Consider the following 23,437-nt stretch of genomic DNA (forward strand, 5'->3'; position numbering starts at 1 on the left):
CCTGCACCGAGGTGAAGGCCCATGGCCGTTTCCGCATTTTCCTTTTCCAGTTCCGCCAGTTCTTCGCCGGTCATCGCCTGCCTCGATGACACGGCCCGGGCGCAGGAAGTGGCACAGGTTGCGGCCAATTATTCCCAGTGGCTCGATCGCCCGCTCATCTTCTTCCACTCTCTCGAGTTCGGCCGCGCGCAAAGCGCGATGTCCGATCCGCTCGAATGGCAATTGCGCCGGTGCAAGGCCCAGCAAAGCCTGCAACGCGTGACCGAAAATCTGATCGGATCGCCGTCCTCCCCAATCCTGCAAATTGGCGAGGGCAGCTGGGTCCAGTCGCTTTCGGGATTGCTCGAAACCGTCACGGACGCCGTGGTCGTGATCGGATCGGCTGCCAACGGCAACACCGCGCATCTGGCCAGTACCCTGCTGGATCGTGGGGCGCACAAATTGTTTGTCGTCCCTCCAGGCATGCGGGAGCAGCTGTCCGACAGTCCGCGCATCGCCGTGCCGCTGGACGGATCGAAGTTTTCGGAAGCCTCGCTTGCCGAAGCGATTGCGATCGCCCGGGCACATCCGGCCGAACTCCTGTTGCTCCACGTCACGCCTCCCGCCGTGATCGATACCTTCGGCCCGCTTGGCCACACCGACCTGGAGCTTCAGGTCATGCTGGACCGGCGCAACGAAATGGCGGCGGGCAATTTTCTTGAAACCAGCTTGCGCCGCTTGCGCGATATGGGCGTCAAGGCGCGCAGCCGCTGCCTCAAAGGCGATCCGCGTTCCGGTCTCGAAGGATTGCTAGCCGAAGAATCCCCCGAGCTGGTTCTTCTGTCGGCCAGAGGTCAGGGGATCAGAACCTGCGAAAACCTCTCGCTCGGGAGCACGGCCAACTACCTGATCGATCATCTCAACCTGCCTGTCATGATCGTGGGTTTCGGAGCCGATGAAGCGAAACGGAATTCGCCGTTCACCACAGGGCGCGACCATGCCCGCGACTTTCGGGGACCGCTCAACAGCTCACCCGTTGCCGCCTGATGATCGAAACCTTCGCTGACCCGGTCGCGGCCCATGGCTGGGAAACAGGCGAAGCGCTCGATTTCGGAAGTCGCCGCGAGCGACCCCGCCCGGTACCGGCCTGGCGGTCGATCGACCGCCTCTCGCCGTGGCTCACCAAGGCGATGGAAGCGGCGAGCCTGGCGGAACCGGCATCGTCTCCCGCTGCCGAATGGGTTCTCGACAACGGATACCATATCCAGCGCGCGATGCTGCTGGTGCGCGACGATATGCCGCCCGGCTTTTACGCACGGCTTCGCCCGCTTAGATCGGGTGCCGCAGCCGGCGAGCCTCGGGTGCTCATGCTGGCGCACGATCTGCTGGAGGCGAGCCATTTCCAGCTCTCGCGCGAAAATGTGCTGGCCTATCTGGAAGGGTATCAGTCCCACAGCGCGCTCGACATTGCAGAACTGTGGGCGTTCCCCACCATGCTGCGGATCGCCTGCATCGAACGGCTCGTCACCGGCTTTGCCGCGGCTTTCCGCACGGTACCCGCCCCTTTTCGAACAAGTGAAAGCTGCGGGCAATTCATGCGCTCCGTCGAACCGGCCGACTGCGTGGCGCGCGCCATCGCAAATCTTGCCGTCATCTCGAACATTATCTGGAAGGAAATTTTCGACGAAAGCTGCCACGTCGACAGGGTGCTCGCCCGCGATCCGTCGGGCACATTTCCCAAAATGGATTTCGATACACGCGATGCCTGCCGTCAGTCGGTCGAACGCCTCGCGGATCTGGGGGCGAAAGACGAAGTCGAAATCGCCGAGGCGGCAATTGGCCTGGCGCATGAACACGGCGACCTGCCGTTCGACCATGTGGGCTATTGGCTCATCGCACACGGCGTGGTCGAGCTGGAGCGCACCCTTGGCATTGGACCGTCGGCCTTCCGGCGGTTGGGGCGATGGCTCATGCACTGGCCGGGCGCCGTGTACGCGTTCGCCTTGTTCCTGTGCGGATTGGCGGGACTTGCCTTGCCCGTCGCCTACCTTGCGCTGCGGGGTGCGAACACGGCCGAAATGATGCTGGGAATAGCGCTTGCTGCTTTGCCGGCAACCGTGCTCAGCGTCACTCTGGTCAACTGGCTGGTGACGCTGGTCGTCCCGGCGAAGCAATTGCCGAAACTGGATTTTTCGGAAGGCATCGACCCGAACTGGCCCACCGTCATTGTCCTACCGGTAATCGTCGGGAGCATCGGTGAAGTGGCTGGGATGCTGTCCCGGCTGGAATCCCATTTTCTCGCCAATCCGGGCGCGCGCGGCTATGTCTTGCTCAGCGATCCTGCCGACGCGTCGCGCGAACACGTGCCGGGCGATGAAGCGATCGAGGAAGCCCTTCGCCTCGGCGTTCGGCGCCTGAACCGGGAACGCGGGGCTGGTTTTTGCCTCCTGCACCGGGCGCGCCGCTACAACGATGGCCAGGAATGCTGGATGGCCTGGGAGCGCAAGCGCGGTAAGCTTGAACAGTTCAACCAGTTTATCCTGACGGGGGACCGAACGGCCTTCCCCGTATCCGAAGGCGATATCGACCGGCTGGCCGGCGCAAAGTTCGTGGTGACTGCGGATGCCGATACCCGCCTGCCCACGGGTGCCGTCGCCCGCCTTGCGGGCACGCTCGCGCACCCGCTCAATCGGCCCCTTTTCGACGACGATGGCCGGGTGCGTTCCGGTTATACGGTCCTTCAGCCAAGGGTGGAGATTGCGCCCCATGGGAGGGACACGCTTTTTGCACGGCTGTTTGGCGGCGATACCGCGATCGATATCTATTCGCGCGCGGTCAGCGATGTTTATCAGGATCTTATCGGGACGGGAAACTTCGTTGGCAAAGGCATTTACGATGTCGCCGCCTTTGCCCGCAGCCTCGATGGGCGCATTCCGGAAAACCAGCTGCTGAGCCACGATCTGTGGGAAGGCCTGCATGGCAGGGCCGGCCTCGCGAGCGACATTATCGTCTACGAAAGCTATCCCGAAAGCTACGCCGAATATGTTCGCCGCTGGCATCGGTGGGTGCGCGGGGACTGGCAATTGCTGCCCTGGCTTTTCTCGCGGGTACCCGGCCCGGGAGGGACCCGGATCGCCAATCGCCTGTCTCTGTTCGACCGGCTTCGCATCTGGGACAATATGCGGCGCAGCCTCGTACCGCTCAGCGTCCTCCTGCTTCTGCTTGGCGGGTGGTTTGTCCTGCCCGGTTCACCGTTGTTCTGGACAGCCATGGCACTTCTGGTGCCCAGCGCCTGGCTGTTCACCGACCTCGTGACCGGGGTCGCGCGCGGGCGCCGCCGGGGTGTGCTGATGGGCACCATGCGGCAAGCGCGCGAACATATCGAACGCTGGGCGCTCCAGATCGTCTTTCTGCTTTCGGATACGGTGACCGCCATTCACGCGATCGGGGTCACGCTGCTCAGGCTGAGGCGCGGCCGCAAACTGCTGGAATGGACGAGCGCCGCGCATGTCAGCCATCTGTTGGCGCGCAGCAGCGCGCGGAGCGGGCAATGGGCTGCTGCCTGGTCTTCGCCGCTCCTTGCGACTGGCATCGGCGCGCTTTTCCTGTGGGATGCCAGTGCCCTGCCGGTGGCGACGCCGCTGCTGCTGCTTTGGTTTCTCACACCAGAAATCGCCTGGCTGACTGCGCGGCCCCGCCTCAGAACGATCGAGCCGCTGGATCTCGACGACAGGCTCTACCTGCGCCGGGTCGCCCGCCGAAGCTGGCTCTATTTCGAACGCTTTGCCGGGCCGGAGGATCATTGGCTACCGCCCGACAACCGGCAGGAAGCACCGGTTCCGGCCACCGCGCATCGGACTTCGCCGACAAACATCGGAATGCTGGCGCTGTCCGCGCTGTCCGCATGGAAACTGGGCCATATCGGGAGTGCCGATTTCGCCGGTCGGATGCAGGCCATGCTGGATACGCTGGATCGGCTCGACCGTTGGAACGGGCACATTCTCAACTGGTACGACACTCGCGATCTGGCCCCGCTCGAACCGCGGTATGTATCCACGGTCGACAGCGGCAATCTGGCGGTGAGCCTGGTCGTCCTGGCCAGCGGATGCCGCACGGTTGCCGCCTCACCCAACTTCTGCGAGCGGCGGTGGGAGGGGCTGGAAGACTGCCTTGCCCTGCTTGCCGAAGCGTTGATCGAATGTGGGCTCGGCGATGAACTCGCCCAGAAAGTCGATGTCCTTATCGACGATGTTTCGCGCCGATCGCACGATCCCCTGACCTGGTCCGAACTGATTGAAACTGCGGTGCGGCAGATGGCCGAAGTGCGGACGAGGCTGGTCGAATTGCTCGAGCGGACGGACCGGATCGATGCCGGATCGCTGGAAGCGGTGCGCGATTGGCTTGACCGGTGCGAACATCACCTTGCCGACAGCCGCAGGGAGTTGAGCGAAACATCGGGGATGGCGCACAACGCCCTGATCGCCATGCTGCATGACATTGGCCAGCGGGCAAGCGAGATGGCCGAAGCGATGGATTTCGCGCCGCTTTACGACCGGCACCGCAAGCTGTTCCACATAGGCTATGACGTCACCTCGCAGCGGATCGACACCCATTATTACGATCTGCTCGCCAGCGAGGCGCGACTGGCCAGCTACTTTGCAATCGCCAAGCGGGACGTGCCGCCCGAACACTGGTTCCAGCTCGGTCGACCGATCGTGAAGCAGAAGAACGACCTGTCGCTGGTTTCGTGGAACGGGTCGATGTTCGAATACCTGATGCCTTCGCTGTTCCTGCGCAGCGATCCGGCGACCCTTCTGGGCGAAACGGAAACGGCCGCGGTTGCGATGCAGATCAGCTACGCCAACCGGCACCGGGTGCCGTGGGGTATCTCGGAATCCGGATTTGCATCCTACGGCAGCGACGGGATCTGGCGGTACAGGGCGTTCGGCGTCCCCGCTCTCGGTCTTCGCCGGGGCCTCGAAGACGATCTCGTGATCGCTCCCTATGCAACCGCCCTCGCCCTGGCCGCGACACCGCACCAGGCCGTGGCGAACCTGCGGCGGCTCGATAAATGCGGCGCGATGGGGCGCTTCGGGTTTCACGAAGCCCTGGATTTCACAAAGGGCCGATCTGCCGGGGGCGGCGATCCGGTACCGGTCCGTTCCTATATGGCGCATCATCATGGCATGACCATCGCCGCCATCGCCAACGCGCTGGAAGACGATGTCATGGTCTGGTGGTTCCACGCCGATCAACGCATGGAATCGGTCGATCTCCTGCTGAACGAACGCATCCCCTGGGAACTTCCAACCGAACTCGAACGGCTCGAGCTGCCATCCACCAAGGCATCAAGCGCACCATTGCAACCGCGGCCCGAGCCGTGGGAGCTTGGCCCGATCGAACGGCCCATGACCGCGCTGCTCGGCAACGGCCGCCTGTCGCTGCGCTTGGCCTCGGACGGATGCGGCGATCTGGTCTGGAAGGGCAACGCCGTTACCTGCCCCACGGGCATCAACCGGGATCGCGGCCATTTCCTCTACCTGCGCGAAAAGGCAACGGGCCATGTCTGGTCGCCCACCTCTGCCCCGGTTGGCGCAGCGGGGGGAAGACGGGTCATCATCCACCCGCACAAGCTGGAATTTCGCTGCCGCACCGGTGCCATTTCGACCGCGCTGGACGTTCTGATATCGTCATCGCAGGATGTCGAAATCCGGCGCATTCGGCTGATCAACGAATCCGCCGAACACCGGACGATCGACTTGGCGAGTCATGCGGACATCGCCTTGGCCGATCTTGGCGAATGGTCGCGTCACCCCGCGTTTGCCCGGCTGTTCGTCGAAAGCCACAGCCGTCCCGATCTCGACACCCTGCTGTTCTCGCGGCGCGCCAGAAGCCCGGATATCCCCGGGCTGGTGATGGCCCAGCGGATCATCATGTCGCCCGACAACGCGCGCCTTTCGGGGTGCGAGACCGTTCGCAAGATCACGCGCGGCCGTCTCGGCCCTATCGCGGAATTTCCGCACGTCAGGCCGGGCGGCGCGGATGTCGGCCAGTTTCCGCTTGATCCGGCGGCCGGTTTTCTGGTCGAAATCGACTTGCCGCCCCACGGCGAAGCCGAAGTTGCGCTCGTAACCGCGCTTGCGCCGCTGGAAAGCGAAGCACTGGAACTTGTCCGGCGATACGGCGCGCTTTCCTCGCTCGACTGGGCGGAACAGGACTGCGGAGACAGCATACGCCATGAAATCCAGGCGCTCGAGCTGGCCCCGCATCGGCTGAGAGACGCGCAGCTCCTTTTCGCCGCTCTCAACATCGACCACGGACCACGGGCACCCTTGCCGAGCGACGAGACACGGGACGACCTGTGGGCGCTGGGTGTGTCGGGCGATTTCCCCATTCTGCTGATAGAATTGAACGAACGGTTCGACGTTGACGAACTGCAGTTCGTTCTTGCCGCGCACAGCTTGTGGAGGCGCAAGGGGGCACAGGTCGATCTCGTCATCCTGCACCCGGGCCTGCCGGGGTACGTGGAGCCGCTGCGTGAGCGGATATACGACATCGTCAAGGCCAGCGGGTGCGAAGAGCAGATCGGCGAACGCGGAGGCATAACCATTGCGGGCAGCGAACATAACGATGCCCGCAACATCCTTGCCCTGCGTGCCGCTGCAACCACGACCCTTGCCGAGGGCGGTGGCTCGATCGAGGCGCGCCTGCGGAACATCGACGCGGGCAGGATACCGGTTCCGAATTTCGTCGCGACGGCGCCTGAACCGCGCGCGGAAACAACTGCGGCACGCGCGCCGGAAGCGTCGGCTCTGGCGCTCCCCAATGGCTTTGGCGGCTTCACGGAGACGGGCGCTTATCGCATCGAGCTTGACGAGGGCCGAACGACCCCTGCTCCATGGTCGAACGTGCTGGCCAACAAGGACTTCGGCACCATCGTCACCGAAGCTGGGCTGGGGTTCACGTTCGCCGGAAACAGCGGGGAAAATCGCATCACCCCGTGGCATAACGATGCGCTGCTCGATCCGCAGGCCGAAGCGCTCTACCTGCGCGACGAGGAAACGGGCGAAGTCTGGTCCGTCACCCCGCTTCCTGCCGGAGGGGTTGGCCCGTGCCGGATCGAACATGGAACCGGTGAAACGCGCTGGTCGCGCCGGTCCATGGGGCTGGAGCAAGAATTGCGGTGCTTTGTCGCGCCGGATGATCCGGTGAAGATCGTGGACCTTGCGTTGCACAACACCGCCGCGACGCCGCGGCGCATAACCGCGACCTATTTCGCCGACTGGATTATGGGCACGCATGCCGCCGAACCGGCACCGTTTCGTGCAAGCTGGTACCGGGCGGACCTGGGGGCCGTGCTGGGGCGAAACCGCTGGCAGCGCGAGTTTCGGGACAAGGTCTCGTTTCTTGCCGGAACAGACACCGTGCACAGCCTCACGACCTCGCGGTCCGACTTCCTCGGCGCTGTCCCCGATTGGCGGCACCCGGCCGGGCTTATCGCGTGGGGATTGGGGGAACGCCCGACAAACACGGGCCGCGATGCGGTGGCGGCGGTTCAGTTCCACCTCGACATCGCGGCTGGCGAAACAGCAGAAATCTCGTTCCTGCTGGGGCAGGCGGATTGCGAAGACGATGTCGCCACCATCCTCGAACGCTGGCGCGCGGCGGGCATGATCGACGCCGGACGCAAAGCTGTGTCATCGCAATGGGACACGCGGTGCGGTGCCGTGGAAGTTACAACGCCCGATCCGGCGTTCGACGTGATGGTAAACCGGTGGCTTCCCTATCAGGCCATGTCTTCGCGGGTGTTTGCGCGGGCCGGCTTTTACCAGGCATCGGGCGCGTTCGGGTTTCGTGACCAGTTGCAGGACGTACTTGCCCTGCTGCTCCCTTCGCCTCAGTTGGCGCGCGATCACATCCTCGATGCAGCCTCGTACCAGTTCGAAGAGGGCGATGTCCTCCATTGGTGGCACCCGCCTTCTGGCCGCGGGGTCCGCACGCGATGTTCCGACGATCTGCTGTGGCTGCCCTTCGCCGCCGCTCGCTATGTCGAGGCGACCGGAGACAGCGGTATCCTGGATGTCAGCGTCCCGTTCCTTTCCGCCGAAGAACTGGCGACTGACGAGCATGACCGGTTCAACGCATTCCCGCGCGGAACCGAGGCCAGCCTGTACGAACATTGCATGCGTGCGTTCGACCGCGCCTACCGCCTGGGCGCACGCGGGCTGCCCTTGATCGGCGATGGCGACTGGAACGATGGCATGAACCGCGTGGGTTCGGGCGGAAAGGGCGAAAGCATCTGGCTTGCCTGGTTCCTCGCGGTAACGATCCGCGATTTTGCCAACATGTGCGAAGTGAATGAACGGAGCGATTTCGGCCCGCATTGGCTGCCGCGGCGCGACCTCCTGATTTCCGCTGTCGAGGAACATGGCTGGGACGGGGAATGGTATGTCCGCGCCTTCGACGATCACCAGCGGCCCGTGGGCTCTCATGCCGACGACGAATGCCGCATCGACGCGCTCGTTCAATCATGGGCGGTCATGGCGGGGGGCGACAAGGCGCGCGCGAACCAGGCTATCGACAGCGCGTTCCGGCAACTCGTGCGGCCGGACGACCGGATTGCGCGGCTCCTGACGCCACCCTTCCATCGCACACCGCGTGATCCCGGATACATCAAGGCGTACCCGCCCGGCATCCGCGAAAACGGCGGCCAATACAGTCACGCGACCGCCTGGCTCGGCATTGCCTGCGCCATGCTGGGGGACGGTAATCGGGCAAAAGCGGTCTTCGACCGCATCAATCCGGCGCGGCAGGCCGACACATTCGAACACACGTTGGTTTACACCACCGAACCTTATGCGGTTGCCGCGGATATTGCCGGCGGCCACCATCTCGGGCGCGGAGGATGGAGCTGGTATACCGGGGCGGCTGGCTGGGCATGGCGGCTTGCGACCGAACATATTCTCGGCATCACGCTCGAAAACGGGTGCATATCCATCGATCCGTGCCTCCCTTCCGATTGGCCGGGGTTCGGCGCAACCGTGCGCGGGGACGGCGAAATCGAGATCGAAGTCACCCGTGGGCAGAATTCGCAATGCCTGGTCGACGGGCAACCAGGCACCGCGCAATCGATCGGCTTCCCCGGCAAGGGCAGGACACGCACGGTGGAGCTGGTTCTGGCCCCGTCCCCGGCCATCCCGGCCGGCACCCTGCGCTAACGCCCTATTGTGTCTTCTACGGAGCGAAAAGCCGCCGTCCATGCCTCACGATGCACCGGTTGAATGTGGCACAGATCGAAGGAGCGTGGCCATGAAGGTAAAGGACGCGATGCACCCGGGCGCAAGCTGGATCGATCCCGAAGCGCCCCTGCCCGATATCGCCGCGAGGATGCAGAAAGAGGATATCGGGGCCTTGCCCGTCGGCGAAAACGACAAGCTGATCGGGATGGTAACCGATCGCGATCTCGTGGTGCGCGGTATCGGAAGCCATGACGATCCGTTGCAACTCACCGCGCGTGACGTGATGAGCGGGCCGATCGTTTTCTGCACGGCAAACGAGGATCTGGAGGATGCTGTCCGCATCATGGAACGCAAGCAAATCCGCCGCTTGCCCGTGATCGACGAACATCACCGGATGGTCGGTATGCTGACCCTGGGCGATGTCGCCGCCAAAGCGACTGCCTCGCTCGCTGCGGAAACGCTGCGGGCGGTTTCCGCCCACCACCCGTGACGATGGGACGGCCTTTCCCATGTTGAAATGGATCCTGCTCGCCCTTGTCGTAATGGTCATTCTCGCCGTGGTGGGGGTTACCTTCTGGGTCCAGACCGAAGCGCCCTTCCGGCGCGTAACCCTCGCCGAAGGACCTGCCGAGCGTGCCCTGATCCTTTACCACACCAGCCGCGACGCGCATTTTTCGGACGATCTTGCTGCCGCGCTGGCGCAGGGCTTCGAGGAAGGCGGGCTTTCGGTCGATCGTTGGCCGATGACGAAAAGCACCCCTCCCCGCCCGGAAGGTTACGCTGTGGTGGCCGTCGTCTCGAACACGTTTTTCGGGGCTCCCGACTGGCCGACGGCGCGTTATCTTGAACGGGCGAAACTGACCGATCTGGACACGATCGCGATCATCGCTGGTAGCGGAAGCACCGACCGGGCAGAACGGCTGTTGCGCGCCAAGCTGGAAAAGACGGGCGCACGGCTGCTGGCCCTTCGGCCGCTTTGGATCAAGCGCCCGAACACGCCCAATTCGCACACGAAGGACAACCGCGAAATCGCGATGGGGTTGGCAAGGGCGATGGCAACAAAGGCCGCGGATAATGCCAGGGCAGGCAAGCCCGCACGCGACGATCCGGCCCTGCGCATCATGGAGGGATCGGAAGGTGCCGCCGGTTCTAGGGTGCAGTGACGAAACGAAATCGATTGGGAGGATAAGATGCTGTTACCGCGGGGAATGATCGTGTTGGTGGTGGATGGTGCGCGCATGCTTCTGCTGCGAAATCGGGGAGATGCGACCGCGCCCGATCTCAAGGTGATAGACCATCGACAGTATGAACCCCTGCCCGCGCATGAACTGGCGAGCGACGCCCCCGGCATCTCCTTCACGAGCGGCACCCCCGGCAGGAACACCTACGATGACGGCGACCCCCACGGGAGCGAGGAAGCGCGCTTCATCTCGGCCGCGGCGGATGCCTTGGACAAAGCCATCGAGGATGAGCCGAACGACGTGGTCGTCATCGCTGCCCCGCCATCGCTGGGTATCCTTCGCACCACGTACACGCCTCGCATAAGGTCTGCCCTGAAGGCGGAACTCGACAAGGATCTGACCCAGTTGCCGGTGGCGGACATAACGCAGCGCCTTGTGGATTTTGAATAAGCCGCGATAGCGGTGCGGCTTATCCGCTTGCTTCGGCGTCCGCGATGGACCGGATCGTCCTGACGAAGCTGTCCGGGTTCAGCGATATGGAGTCGATCTGTTGCCGGACCAGGAAGGCGGCGAAATCGGCGTAATTGCTGGGTGCCTGGCCGCAAATTCCCACCTTGATCCCGGCCTTGTGCGCGCGGCCAATCACGTCCGCGATTGCACCGGTAACGGCCGGACTGCGTTCGTCGAACAGTTCGGCAAGGATTTCGGAATCCCGGTCGATCCCGAGCAGCAATTGCGTGAGATCGTTGGAGCCGATGGAAAAGCCGTCGAAGCGTCGGGCAAAATCCTCGGCCAGGATGACGTTCGCGGGAATTTCGCACATCATGTAAACCTCGAGCCCGTCTTCGCCCCTGCGTAGTCCGTTCGACGCCATTTCCTCGAGAACCCGGTCCGCTTCTTCCGGCGTTCGGCAAAACGGCACCATAACGATCACGTTTTCGAACCCCATGGTCCCGCGCACCCGTTTCAAGGCCCGGCATTCCAGCGCGAACCCTTCACGGTACCGGTCATCGTAATACCGCGAGGCGCCCCGAAACCCGATCATCGGGTTTTCTTCGGCCGGTTCGAAATGCGCGCCTCCGACAAGCCCGGCGTATTCGTTGGTCTTGAAATCGCTGAGCCGCACGATGGCCGGATGCGGATACCAGGGTGCCGCCAGCGACGCGATCCCCCGGGCAAGCGTATCGACGAAGTATTCGGCCCCGTCCGGGTATCCGCGAAATAGGCTCTCCACCTGTTTGCGCTCGGCCTTCACCAGGCGGTCGGGATGCAGAAGCGCCATCGGATGCGCGCGCACGATATTGGCGATGATGAATTCCATCCGCGCAAGGCCCACTCCGCGCGCGGGCAACTGCCACCAGACGAAGGCTGCACCGGGATCGGCGATATTGACCATTATCTGCGTGCGCGTCTCCGGCAAGGTGCCGACATCGACATCTTCGACGGTGAACGGCACTTCTGCGTCGTAGACATGGCCCTTCTCACCCCCGGCGCAGGACAGGGTCAGGGTTTGGCCGGTTTTCACCATGCAGGTTGCCTGCCCCGTTCCTACCACCGCCGGGACGCCCAGTTCACGGCTGACGATAGCCGCGTGGCTGGTCGTGCCGCCATGGTCGGTCACGATGCCGGCGGCGCGTTTCATGATCGGCACCCAGTCCGGATCGGTGTTCGGCGCGACAAGGATAGCGCCGTCTGGAAATTCGCCGAGTCTTTCGGCGGAATCGACCACGAACGCCTTCCCTGTGGCGATGGCATTGCCGACCGCCGCACCCGAAAAAACCGGAATGCGTTCTTCGACCAGCGTGTATCGCCGCATGATCGAACGATCCGCGCCTGCCTTCACCGTTTCAGGCCGGGCCTGGACGATGAATAACTCGCCGCTGACACCGTCCTTGGCCCATTCGATGTCCATGGGTTTGCCATAGCGGCGTTCGATCGCCGCACCCCAGCGGGCAAGTTGCAGGATTTCCTCGTCGCCCAAGACGCGGCGCACACGCTCCGGCGCAGGCGTGTTGATAAGCCGGGTCGGCTGCCCTTCGCTGCGGCCATAGACCAGCGTCACCGACTTGCTTCCGCATTTCCGGGAGATAATCGGAATCGCTCCGGCTTTATCGAGTAGCGGTTTGAAAACCACGTAACGGTCGGGTTCGACCTGCCCCTGAACCACGGTTTCCCCAAGGCCCCAGGCAGCGCTGATCTGAACCACGTCGGGAAAACCCGTCTCCGTGTCCAACGTGAAGATGACGCCCGCACCGGCTTTGTCCGATCGCACCATCTGCTGCACACCCACAGACACGGCCACCGAAAGATGGTCGAACCCCTTGGCTTCTCGATAAGCGATGGCGCGGTCGGTGAAGAGGGACGCAAAACAGCGCCTGCAGGCTTCGACCAAAGGTTCGCGCCCGCGAATGTTCAGGAAGCTTTCGTGTTGCCCGGCAAAACTTGCCCCCGGCAGATCCTCTGCCGTGGCGCTCGATCGCACGGCAACAGGCGGAATCCGGTGGCCGATACGATGGGCAAGCCCGATGTAATTGCGCTCGATTTCGTGGCGTATGCGTTCCGGCATCGGTGCTGAAAGGATCCGGTTGCGAATGGCCTTGCCCGATTGCTTCAGCGTCATCCTGCCGGCCTGAAACGCCTTGAGAGTGTCCCCGATGTGCGCATCCAGGCCGTTGTCCGCCAGGAAAGCGCGAAACGCCCGTGTCGTAAGGGCAAATCCGGGCGGCACGCGGATGCCGTCCTGTTCGAGATCGCGGCTGAGAACACCCAGCGATGCGTTCTTGCCGCCAACCAGCGCCAGGTCATCGAGGCTCAGATCCTCGAACCACAGCACGAACTGTTCTTGCCGGGATACCGTCGTCAAGATGTCATCCCTCACGGCGGACGCCCATCATTGAAGGCAGGGAACGTGCGACAGGGCCACATCCACGGCCTGTTCGATCTGGTTGAGGTGGAACGGGCCATCGTAACTGCCGACCTCCGCCAGACGTTGTGACGCAAGCGCGGTGTTCCCGCTGACCATCAGCACGGGGATCGATGCATCGCTGGAAATCTGCCGTGCAGCGTTGATCGCCGATCCTGTCTCGATATCGTCGCCGATCACGATGATGTCCGGCCTGTGCTGATGCGCCGCGTCCAGCGCCTGTTGCTCCGTCCAGGTGTAGTCGAACGTCCCGAACCCCAAAGGTTCAAGATAGCTCTGGATGGCCCGACTGATGGCGATGTTGTTGTCGATGATCAGGGCGTGGCCCATGAGCGTGGATCCTTCTCCGTGTTGCCGGTGAAGAATGGCGGAGCGATCCGCCCGGTGCGCTCCGCAAATATCCGAGGGAAGGTATCGCCTCGCTGGCCGCGGCGATGCAGCGCCGGTTCGCCGTCGCCCGTATTCGGGAAACTCCCAATGGGTTCAGCGGATCAAGACCTTACGCAAGAACAGCTTCAGGTTTCAAGCGGAGGTCTCGATGGACGCAGTTTCTTCCAAGTGGGCGGCATCGAACTCGGTGCGGCATCCGCCATTGCTGTGGAGGCCGGTGTCGCGCGCCATGGCGCGGGCCGGGATCGCCGGTGCCCTGCACATTCGCGACGGCAAGGATCGGCTTCTGGCCGGCGAGCCGGAGATGGTATCGCCTCTCGTGGTTGTCAGGATCACCGATCCCCTGTTCCCGCTGAAGCTTATCCTCCACCCCTCGCTCGCGGTGGGCGAAGCCTACATGGACGGCCGGATCGAGCTGGTTTCGGGATCGCTGCGAACCTTCCTCGCGTTGGGTGCAAAGCTTCGCCGACAGGGAGAGCGATCGTTTGCCAGGCGGCTTGCCAATCGGCTGGCCCGCGCGTTCGCCCCCGTAAACGGTGCGCGGCGGGCCAGGCGCAACGCCCGCCACCATTACGATATGCCCGCCGATTTCTATCGCCTGTTTCTCGACCGGCGTATGCAATACAGCTGCGCCTATTTTCGCGATGGCACCGAAACCATCGACGAGGCGCAGATCGCCAAAATCGCCCATATTGCCGCCAAGCTCGATCTTGCTGCGGGCCAGTCGCTGCTCGACATCGGGTGCGGCTGGGGCACGCTTTCCCTGGCGCTGGCGGACGCCGCGGGAGTGGATGTGACCGGCATCACGCTGGCGCCTGAACAATGCGAAGAAGCGCGGCGGCTTTCCTCGTCATCCAGGGCAGCCAGTCACAGCCGGTTCGAGATCGCCGATTACCGCGAATGGTCGCAGCAGCATGATCGCATCGTGTCGGTGGGGATGCTGGAACATGTCGGCAGGGCACGTCTCACCGCGTATTTCCAGCAGGTGGGACGCCTGCTCAAGCCCGATGGCGTGGCGCTGATCCACGCAATCGGGCGCTGGGATGGCGAAACCGGCCCAGATCCGTGGACCGATCGCTACATTTTTCCCGGCGGCCACATACCGTCGCTTTCCGAAGTTGTCCCGGCCGTCGAAAACAGCGGCTTGAAACTGCTCGATCTGGAGGTTCTGCGCCTGCATTATGCCTACACGCTCGAACAGTGGTCAGCGCGCTTCGCGGAAAATCGCAACGATGCCCGGACCCTGTTCGGGGAACGGTTCTGCCGGATGTGGGAATTCTATCTCGCCGCAGCCGAAACCGCGTTTCGCGATGGCCAGCTGATGGTGTTCCAGCTTCTGCTCGCGAATGAAAGAGACGCCCTCCCCCTCACCCGGGATTACGTGTGCCAGTCCGAAGACGAATGGACACACCGCGTGGCATCGCAAGCGTGAAAGGGGGCACCTCCGGTAGATTACGGATACAGACACCCGATTATCCATCGTATTCAGGAATTGTCAGTCAGGAGCGGCAATGTCGTTTTGGACCGGATCGATAAGAGAAGGTCTTGGCCCGAGATTGTGCAACGAGAGGCTGGCCGAGGCCTGCGGTGATCCCCAATACATGACGCGCAAGCGTCACGGGCCAGGGGACGCCGCAGGCTTTTCCTTTTTCCCCCAAGATCGCTGCCGTGTGCCCGACAGGCAGACACGCAGGCATCCTGCTCCGTAAATTCACCAGATGCGCGTGACTGCCGCTTGAAAGCACATTCCGTTCTCAAAGGAGAGCGGTCCATGCCGGCAACTGCATCAACTCATCCCTCAGCAATAGACCCCCGCTTGTTCCGCGTGTTGCACAACGCGGCCGAACCCCTGCCGAACCCGTCTGACGCCGACGCCTTCGGGAAGATGTTCGACAGGTTCGGCGATGCCCGCATCGTTTTGCTGGGCGAGGCCACGCACGGAACGAGCGAATTCTATCGCGCGCGCGCCGCGATCACCCGCAGGCTGGTGGAAGAGCACGGATTTTCCATCGTCGCGGTGGAAGCAGACTGGCCGGATGCCGCCCGGATCGACGACTATGCCCGCCACAACGCACCGCGGCCGCGCAAGGGCGATGTGTTCGTGCGTTTCCCGACCTGGATGTGGCGCAACCTCGAAATGCTCGAATTTGCAGACTGGATGCGGGGCCACAACCAGGGCCTTGCCGATGATCGGCAAGTCTCCTTTCATGGGCTCGACGTCTACAGCCTCGATGAATCGATCCACGCCGTGCTCGGCTACCTCGACACGGTCGATCCCGGTGCCGCCGAGGAAGCCCGCGCCCGTTACGCCTGTCTGACCCCATGGCAGGACGAACCTGCGCGCTATGGCCACGCGGTGGTCCGCGGCGGTCGCAACAGCTGCGAGGATGCCGCCGTCGCGCAATTGCGCGACTTGCTCGACAAGCGGTTGAAACACATGGAGCAGGATGGCGAACGCTGGTTCGATGCCGTTCAGAACGCCCGTATCGTGCTTGCCGCCGAGCGGTATTACCGCGCCATGTATCGCGGTGCGGCCGAAAGCTGGAACCTGCGCGACAGGCACATGTTCGGCACGCTCCAGGCCCTTCTCGCCCATCGCGGCGACAACGCCAAGGCGGTGGTGTGGGCGCACAATTCCCACATCGGCAACGCCGCCGCCACCGCAATGGGTTGGCGCGGCGAATTCAATATCGGGGAATTGTGCCGCATGGCGCACGGCGACGAAGCCGTCCTGGTGGGCTTCGGCACCGACCGCGGGACGGTTGCCGCAGCCAGCGAATGGGGCGGCGACATGGAGATCAAGACCGTGCGGCCAGCGCGGCCCGACAGCTGGGAGCATGTCTTTCGCCATTCCGGCTTCGCCCGATCGCTGACCGACTGGCGTGGCCCCAGACACAGGGAACTGGCCAACAGTCTGCGTCAACCGCTGCTCGAACGGGCGATCGGGGTGGTCTACCGGCCGGAAAGCGAATTTCTCAGCCACTACTTCGAAGCCGTCCTGGCCGAACAGTTCGATGCCTACATATGGTTCGAAGAAACGACCGCTGTCACGCCGCTCGGCGTCGAGCACCCGCAAGGGGCGCCCGAAACCTATCCGTTCGGACTTTGAGGATGGCCACCATGACACACGAACCGCGCTTCTTCACCCTGGGGCCGAACAATCTGCCCGCCATCCTGCGCGTTCCCGATGCGCCCAAAGGCCTTGTCGTCTTTGCCCATGGTAGCGGCAGCGGCCATCGCAGCCCGCGCAACAACCAGGTGGCGGATGCGCTGAGCGCCGGCGGGTTCGCCACTTTGCTTTTCGATCTCCTCACCGTTTCCGAAGAGCGCGACCGGCGCAATGTCTTCGACATCGAACTGCTCGCCACGCGCCTTATCGATGCCATCGAACGGGTGACACGAGAGCAATCGCTTGCCGGTTTGCCGGTCGGCCTTTTCGGCGCCAGCACCGGCGGCGGGGCGGCCATACGTGCCGCAAGCCGACGGCCCGACCTTGTGGGCGCGGTGGTATCGCGCGGGGGACGGCCCGATCTTGCGGGGGTCGATGCGCTGCGCGGTTTGCGCGCCCCCACTCAACTGATCGTGGGAGGGGCGGACCACCAGGTGATCGAACTCAACCGCGATGCGGCTGAACAGATGCGTTGCCTGCATGAAATCGTGATCGTTCCCGGCGCCGGGCATCTGTTCGAGGAACCCGGTACGCTGGCCCAGGTGGTCGACCATGCGAAGCGCTGGTTCACGCAAAATCTGGTGAAACCCGCAAGGATGGTCGATGTCGCGCCGACCTTGCCGCTGGAAGGGCGCGTGCAGGCTGGCCAGATGCTCGCGGACAGGCTGGCCCACCTTCACGGCTCCGACCCGATCGTTCTTGCGCTGCCACGCGGCGGCCTTCCGGTGGCCTTCCCCATTGCGCGCGCGCTCGGTGCGGATCTCGATTTGCTGATGGTTCGCAAGCTTGGCGCACCCGGTCACGAAGAATTTGCCATCGGCGCCGTGGTCGATGGTGACGAGCCACAGGTGGTGTTCAACGAGGATGCGATGAAGGCGATCGCGCCGAGCCGCGAATATGTGCAGCGGGAACTCGACCGGCAGATCGCCGAGCTTGAGCGGCGCAGGCGCGCCTATATCGGGGACCGGGAAAAACCGCAGATCGCGGGACGGACCGTGATCATTGTCGACGATGGAGTCGCCACCGGTTCCACCATCATGGCCGCCCTGCGCGGCGCGCGGCGCAACAATCCGCACAAGCTTATCCTGGCGGTGCCGGTGGCCCCGCCCGATGTGGTGCGCCAGCTTGGCCATTTGTGCGACGAGATCGTCGTGCTGGCGACACCGGACCCCTTCTATGCCGTCGGCAATCATTACCGCGATTTCCGGCAGGTGGATGATCAGGAGGTGATCGACCTTCTGGCCGCGGCGGATCGCGCCAGCATGGAAAGCCGATAGGCGATGGATCGCGGCGCGGCCCTCCATCGTATCAGACACGCAACCGGTTTCATCGCCGCGCTGGACCAGTCGGGCGGCTCCACCCCGCGCGCGCTGGAGAATTACGGCATCGCGAAGGGTTCATGGACCAGCGATGCAGAGATGTTCGAGCTGGTCCACCAGATGCGCAGCCGCATCGTTACCTCGCCCGCCTTTGGGGGTGACAAGATCCTTGCCGCCATCCTGTTCGAACGCACTCTCGAAACCCCGGTGGCTGACCAGCCGATCACCCGGCTGCTAGACCGCAAGGGCATCGCCAGCTTCCTGAAGATCGACGAAGGGCTCGCCGATGAAAGTAACGGCGTGCAGGCGATGAAGCCGATCACGCGGCTGGACCACAAGTTCCGGCTCGCGCACGATCACGGCGTGTGCGGCACGAAGGCGCGTTCCTTGATCCTGAGCGCGAATGATCGCGGGATAAGGGCGGTTGTCGATCAACAGTTTTGCCTTGCGGCACAGGTTGCCGGCGACGGCCTGATCCCGATCGTGGAACCGGAAGTTTCGCTGAAGGCCCCCTGTCGCGAGGAAGCCGAACGGATGCTTCTCGACACGCTGGCGCACGCTCTGGACGATTGGCGGGGCAATATTCCGGTTGTGCTCAAACTATCGCCGCCAGTTGTCCCCGATACCTATGCCGGATTGGTCGATCATCCCAAGGTCGCGCGGGTCGCCGCCCTGTCGGGTGGGTTCGATAGGGCACGCGCCTGCCGCGAGCTTGCGAAGAACCACGGGATGATCGCCAGCTTCAGCCGTGCCCTGCTCGAAGATTTACGCGTGTCGATGAGCGACACGGCATTCGATGCGGCCCTTGCCCGCGCCATCGATGAAATCCACGCAGCCAGCTTCACCAAGACCGAACTGGGCGAAGTGTCAGCCTGATCCCGCCAGCCGAAGGATATCGTCCGCCCGCGCAAGCCCCGTTCCAGGCGAAAGAACCGCCGCCGCACCTGCCGCGACGCCAAGGTGAAACGCCTCCTCGATCGGCTTGCCCTGCGCCAGTGCGAAAACCATGGCGGCCAGAAAGCTGTCGCCGGCGCCAACCGCGCTCTGCACCTTTACGGGTAAGGCGGGCAGCCGCAGGTGCCGGCCTGCGCTGACCAGGATTGCGCCCTCGCGCCCCATGGTCACGGCTATATGCCGGGCGGCCCCCCTAGCTATGATCGCATCCGCCGCCTCGATGATGGACTCGTCGCTTTCCAGCTCCTTGCCGACCAGCGCACGAAGTTCGCCGATGCTGGGTTTGGCCAGAAATATCTCCGGTCCCGAAAGCCCCCCCGAAAGACCGCGTCCCGAACTGTCGAGAACCACCCGCACATCGTTCCTGGCGGCCAGCGCCGCCGCTTGCGCGTAGATATCGTCGGGTACGCCCCGCGGGAGCGAGCCGCTCAGCACCAGGTAGTCGTTCCGGAGCGTGTTCAGCTGCGCCAGGCAACGCATCCATTCATCGGACGCGATTTCGGGCCCATCGGTGGTGAACCGATATTCCTTGCCGCTTTCGCGTTCCAGAACGCTGGTGCTGATGCGGGTTTCGCCCGCTATCGGGACACGCGTCTTCACCAGCTGGTGCAAGTCGAGCAGATGATCGAGCGCGGCCCCGGCAGCGCCGCCCGACATGTAGTGGCACCGCGCATTCGCACCGAGCCGCACGAGAACACGCGCGACATTGATGCCGCCCCCTCCCGGGTCGTGACGCTCGTTCGAACCGCGCATCTTGTGGATCGGGTAAATACGGTCGACCTCGAACGACAGGTCGACCGTCGGGTTGAGCGTCAGTGTGGCAATGTCGAGCATGGGCGCGCGCTAGTCCTTGCGGGAATAGTCGCGCACGACGCGCGGACCGATATCCTCGAGCACCTTGCGCGCCACATAGACATGGCCGTTGCCCGATGGTGCCGTGCCCCGGCCCATCCGGATTTCGACCGTTGCCTCGAATTCCTCGATCTCGCGTTCGTCGAACCGGTCCGCCCAGAAGGGATCGGCGTGATACGGGTCCCAGACATACCAGCCCCTGCCCCGCACGTTATAACGCCAGTAGGGCAGCCAGTATCCGTAATAGCTTCCGTGCCAGGGAGTGTAGAGCGGGTCCCGCCGGATTTCGCGCCGCACCTTGTGGCTGGTTTCCCGATCGATCACCGAAAACCAGTCATAGCCCTGTTCGACCGTGAGTTCCGCCGCACGATACAGCAGGTACGCCTCCACCGTCTCGCGCGAGGTCAGATAGTTACCGCTGAAGGACACGCGGTACCGGCCTTCGGCAAGGCGTTCGTCGGAATACCCCCTGCTCATTCCGGCGGACGCCGATTGCGGTTGATAGGGTGTCGGGTGCGCGCACCCTGCGACGGATACTGCCAACGCGGCTGCGGCCGTGAACTTGCGGAGGGAAATCATCGTAGCGCACCTTCCTTCGACTGAATCGGGCCACGAAACCGTTCTGGCCTGAAAATCTGTTTCGACTTCCGGGACACTCAAGCGCGGGGACGCAAACAAGGGCATCGGTAATTACCCGAGGTTTTGGCAGAGGATTCAAGGCCCTTAGTGCGCCCGCCTCCGTAACATTACGGATGCCGGGACGGCGCCGGTTGCACCCACTGCTTTTGCTTCCTTCTTGTGTTAAGGAGGCGAACTGCGAAGGCACAAAAAACGCCCATGATTAACCGGGAAGGCATTGCCAGTCCTGCAGGGGACGATTTGATCGGGCTTCTGCTCGACCGCGTTTCGGCGGCCGTGGCGCTGTTCGATCGCGATATGTGTTATGTCGCCTGCAACGATCGCTGGATTGCCGATTACAAGCTGGGCGACACCGACATTATCGGGCGGTCGCACTACGAATTGTTCCCTCAGATCAAGAACGAGTGGCGCGAATTGCACAAGCGCGCGCTGGCCGGGGAATCGTTCGCCAAGGATGTCGACAAATACATTCACAGTAATGGCACCGTAAGCTGGATACGGTGGGATCTGGCACCCTGGCACGACGCGGACGGCGGGGTGAAAGGCGTCATCCTGCTAACGGAAGACCTGACCGACCAGATCGAAGAAGATCTGCGCAGCCGGATACTGACCGAGGAGATGTCGCTGTTCATCGACATCGCGGAAGACATGGCTTTGTGCATGCTCGACGACGACGGCAGGATTACAATGTGGAAATCCGGCGCGGAACGGATGTTCGGATGGACCGAAGCAGAAGCGGTGGGCCAGTCCTTCGAATGTATGTTCGACGCGGCCGACCGGGGACGCGGACTTCCGCTGCGCCAGCTGAAGGTTGCGCGCGATATCGGGTCGTTCCGCGATCGCTGCTGGCGCATCCGCAAGGATGGCAGCCGCTTTCTGGGCGAAATCACGATAAGCTATATCGAAGGCGACAAGCTCTTGCCGAGCGGGTTTGGCCACGTGGTGCGCGATGTGACGGGCGAAGACCTACATGCGCGTTCGCTCGAAGCGAGCACGGTCCTGCTGCGCTCGATACTCGATACCGTGCCCGACGCCATGATCGTCATCGACGACCGCGGCATCATCCTGTCCTTCAGCACGACGGCAGAGGACCTGTTCGGCTACAAGCGCGAAGAAATCATCGGCCAGAACGTATCTGTGCTGATGCCATCGCCGGACCGCGAACTGCATGACGAATATCTTGCCCGATATCATGAAACCGGCAAGCCGCATGTCATTGGCGGCAGGCGCCGCGTCCTTGGCCTGCGTAAGGACGGGACCGTCTTTCCCCATACGCTGCGTGTCGGCGAAGCGACCGGCGGCGGGCAGCGAATGTACGCCGGTTTCCTGCACGATCTTACCGAAACCGAAGCGGCCGAAGCGCGCCTGCAGGAGCTGGAACGAGAACTGACCCACATCGCCCGGATCAGCGAGATGGGAACTCTTGCGACAGCGATGGCGCACGAACTGAACCAGCCGCTGATGGCGATCGGCAATATGGTTCAGGCATCGTCCGAACTCATCAGGGGGGGCGGAGATCAGGAAGTCCTGAACCTTGTCGCCGGTGCCCTGGAGGATGCCGGTCACGAAGCCATGCGAGCCGGAGCCATCGTCAAGCGGCTTCGCAGCTTCGTGTCGCGCGGCGAACTGGATCGCACCATCGAAGACCCGGGCGGCCTGGTCCGCGATGCCTGTGAACTCGTCGCAGCCGACGCAAAGCTCAGGAACATCCAGATCATGATTGCGATTGCGGAGGAAGCAGAAGCGATCCTTGTCGACCGGGTTCAGGTCCAGCAGGTGCTGCTCAACCTGGTGCGCAACGCCACGCAGGCCATCGTCAAGGACGGCACAATCGCGATCGATGTGCGTCCGGATGCGGGCAGGATGCTGTTCAAGGTCGCCGACAGCGGCCCGGGCGTGCCCGCCGAACGCATTTCCCGACTGTTCGAGCCGTTTTCCACGACCAAGCCCGAAGGGATGGGAATGGGCCTGTCCATTTGCCAGACCATCGTCGAGGCCCACGGCGGCAAATTATGGTACGAAGGTGATCCCGATGGAGGGGCCGCCTTTCTGTTCACGATGCCCAAATTGAAGGAGGACGAGGCCGATGCCAACTGATCGCAAACTTGTTCACGTAGTGGATGACGAGGATTCGATTCGGCGATCGCTCGACTTCCTGCTCTCCACCTCGGGGTATCAGGTCAAACGGTGGGAAGACGCGCAATCGTTCCTCAAGGGTGCCGACAAGTTCGAGCCGGCCTGTGCGATGATAGATATCCGGATGCCGGGAATGGATGGGCTCGAACTGCAACGCGAAATGAAGACGCGCGGCTTCAACTTCCCGATAATCGTGCTGACCGGCCACGGCGACGTGTCCATGGCGGTTCAGGCGATCCAGGGCGGCGCCATCGACTTTCTGGAGAAACCCGCCGACCGCAAGAACATCCTCGATGCCGTGGAGGCCGCTTTCCAGAGCCAGGCCGACAGCGAGGACCAGCGCAACCGCAAGGAATGGGCCATCGGCCAGATCGGGCATCTCACCCACCGCGAACGCGAGGTGCTCGACGGATTGGCCTGTGGCTATCCCAACAAGACGATTGCCTACGATCTTGGCATCAGCGCGCGCACGGTCGAGGTGTATCGTGCCAATGCGATGGAAAAGCTCGATGTCGCCAGCTTTGCCGATGCGCTGCGGATCGCGTTTGCCGCGGGCATGGGGTCCGAACGGCGCTGGCTTGAGGAACACACTCTCATTTCGCCAGACCAGGACGCCTGATCGCGCCTGCTCCGGAACATTCCGCATCCCGCCGCTG

At 63.2% G+C, this 23,437-nt stretch carries 15 protein-coding genes; 11 read left to right on the forward strand and 4 right to left on the reverse strand.

Going from position 1 to position 23,437, the window contains the following annotated elements; genetic code table 11:
• The first annotated feature begins 21 nt into the window (after positions 1–21).
• From VR863_RS06700 to VR863_RS06720, 5 genes are all read left to right on the forward strand, one after another.
• Entirely contained in the window at positions 22–1,026 is a 1,005-nt protein-coding gene (locus VR863_RS06700; protein WP_324827693.1) for a universal stress protein, read from the forward strand.
• Positions 1,026–9,197, forward strand: a complete 8,172-nt coding sequence (locus VR863_RS06705; RefSeq protein ID WP_324827694.1) for a GH36-type glycosyl hydrolase domain-containing protein — start codon at positions 1,026–1,028, stop codon at positions 9,195–9,197. The genes VR863_RS06700 and VR863_RS06705 overlap by 1 nt, the downstream gene beginning before the upstream one ends.
• A 91-nt stretch (positions 9,198–9,288) precedes the next feature.
• Positions 9,289–9,708, forward strand: a complete 420-nt coding sequence (locus VR863_RS06710; RefSeq protein ID WP_324827695.1) for a CBS domain-containing protein — start codon at positions 9,289–9,291, stop codon at positions 9,706–9,708.
• A 19-nt stretch (positions 9,709–9,727) separates the two neighbouring features.
• Positions 9,728–10,381, forward strand: coding sequence for a hypothetical protein (locus VR863_RS06715; protein WP_324827696.1), 654 nt, complete (start codon positions 9,728–9,730; stop codon positions 10,379–10,381).
• Between the two features lie 27 nt (positions 10,382–10,408).
• Positions 10,409–10,849: a host attachment family protein gene (locus tag VR863_RS06720; protein WP_324827697.1), complete on the forward strand. Its 441-nt coding sequence runs from the start codon at positions 10,409–10,411 to the stop codon at positions 10,847–10,849.
• A 19-nt stretch (positions 10,850–10,868) separates the two neighbouring features.
• Here VR863_RS06720 and ppsA read toward each other — a convergent pair whose 3' ends face one another.
• Both ppsA and VR863_RS06730 read right to left on the reverse strand, forming a co-directional pair.
• Complete coding sequence (gene ppsA / locus VR863_RS06725; protein WP_324827698.1) at positions 10,869–13,262, reverse strand: phosphoenolpyruvate synthase; 2,394 nt, start codon at positions 13,260–13,262, stop codon at positions 10,869–10,871.
• 27 nt (positions 13,263–13,289) lie between these two features.
• Complete coding sequence (locus tag VR863_RS06730; RefSeq protein WP_324827699.1) at positions 13,290–13,652, reverse strand: response regulator; 363 nt, start codon at positions 13,650–13,652, stop codon at positions 13,290–13,292.
• Between the two features lie 208 nt (positions 13,653–13,860).
• On the opposite strand from VR863_RS06730, the gene VR863_RS06735 reads away from it, so the two are divergent.
• The 4 genes from VR863_RS06735 to VR863_RS06750 all read left to right on the forward strand — a co-directional run bounded on the left by VR863_RS06735 (position 13,861) and on the right by VR863_RS06750 (position 19,076).
• Entirely contained in the window at positions 13,861–15,144 is a 1,284-nt protein-coding gene (locus VR863_RS06735) for a cyclopropane-fatty-acyl-phospholipid synthase family protein (protein ID WP_324827700.1), read from the forward strand.
• A 453-nt stretch (positions 15,145–15,597) separates the two neighbouring features.
• On the forward strand, positions 15,598–16,821 hold the full coding sequence (locus VR863_RS06740; RefSeq protein ID WP_324827701.1) for an erythromycin esterase family protein: 1,224 nt from the start codon (positions 15,598–15,600) through the stop codon (positions 16,819–16,821).
• A gap of 11 nt (positions 16,822–16,832) precedes the next feature.
• Complete coding sequence (locus tag VR863_RS06745) at positions 16,833–18,158, forward strand: alpha/beta family hydrolase (protein WP_324827702.1); 1,326 nt, start codon at positions 16,833–16,835, stop codon at positions 18,156–18,158.
• Between the two features lie 3 nt (positions 18,159–18,161).
• Positions 18,162–19,076: a beta/alpha barrel domain-containing protein gene (locus tag VR863_RS06750; RefSeq protein ID WP_324827703.1), complete on the forward strand. Its 915-nt coding sequence runs from the start codon at positions 18,162–18,164 to the stop codon at positions 19,074–19,076.
• Here VR863_RS06750 and VR863_RS06755 read toward each other — a convergent pair.
• The gene (locus tag VR863_RS06755; protein ID WP_324827704.1) at positions 19,068–19,988 is read right to left on the reverse strand and encodes a 1-phosphofructokinase family hexose kinase; all 921 of its coding nucleotides are present in this window, start codon (positions 19,986–19,988) and stop codon (positions 19,068–19,070) included. The two genes, VR863_RS06750 and VR863_RS06755, sit on opposite strands and share 9 nt — an antisense overlap.
• Before the next feature lie 9 nt (positions 19,989–19,997).
• Positions 19,998–20,585 carry a CC0125/CC1285 family lipoprotein gene (locus VR863_RS06760; protein ID WP_324827705.1) on the reverse strand — a complete coding sequence of 196 codons (588 nt, stop codon included), beginning with the start codon at positions 20,583–20,585 and terminating at the stop codon, positions 19,998–20,000.
• Between the two features lie 258 nt (positions 20,586–20,843).
• Here VR863_RS06760 and VR863_RS06765 point away from each other — a divergent pair, with 258 nt between their 5' ends.
• On the forward strand, positions 20,844–22,742 hold the full coding sequence (locus VR863_RS06765) for a PAS domain S-box protein (RefSeq protein ID WP_324827706.1): 1,899 nt from the start codon (positions 20,844–20,846) through the stop codon (positions 22,740–22,742).
• On the forward strand, positions 22,732–23,400 hold the full coding sequence (locus VR863_RS06770; RefSeq protein ID WP_324827707.1) for a response regulator transcription factor: 669 nt from the start codon (positions 22,732–22,734) through the stop codon (positions 23,398–23,400). The genes VR863_RS06765 and VR863_RS06770 overlap by 11 nt, the downstream gene beginning before the upstream one ends.
• The last annotated feature ends 37 nt before the right edge of the window (positions 23,401–23,437 follow it).

It is taken from the genome of Qipengyuania zhejiangensis (assembly GCF_035607565.1).
Lineage (GTDB): Bacteria > Pseudomonadota > Alphaproteobacteria > Sphingomonadales > Sphingomonadaceae > Qipengyuania > Qipengyuania zhejiangensis.